Annotated in this window: 1 protein-coding gene; it reads right to left on the bottom strand. The window is 68.9% G+C overall.

The genetic code is table 11. The annotated features are described in order from the left end of the window. On the bottom strand, positions 1 to 328 hold a 328-nt coding region (locus MCHLDSM_RS17020), incomplete at its 3' end, for a DUF222 domain-containing protein (RefSeq protein ID WP_234714043.1). Between the last annotated feature and the right edge of the window lie 55 nt (positions 329 to 383).

Here is a 383-nt window from a genome sequence, read left to right as displayed (position 1 = left end):
CGCGCGTCGCGATCATCGGCGCCGGCTTCGCCGGCATCGTCACCGCCGGGCAGTCAGCTGATCCGCACAGGCAGGCCAACGACCCCTCACCACGCCCCAGCGCGCCACACGCCGCGGCGCGCCGCTGCGCCTTGGAGCGGGGATCGTTGACGCACACCGACCCCGCAATCACATCCAGGCGCTGATCGAACGCGGAAGCGTCGACCGCATCCAGCACACCCCCCACCATCGCCATCCCCGCCGCCTCGGGATGCGCCTCGACCTCGACATAGCAGTTCTGCGCCACCGTCGGCGGGACCCGAACCGCGGCGGGATCGTAATCAGCCACCCACACATCGATACGGTCACGCAGCTTCTTCTTCGACAGACGCATCCATTTGCGC

It is taken from the genome of Mycolicibacterium chlorophenolicum (assembly GCF_001044235.1).
In the GTDB taxonomy this organism is placed as follows: Bacteria; Actinomycetota; Actinomycetes; order Mycobacteriales; family Mycobacteriaceae; genus Mycobacterium; species Mycobacterium chlorophenolicum.
The sequence above is the reverse complement of the archived record's forward strand: the minus strand, read 5'-3'. Positions and strand labels throughout refer to the sequence as shown.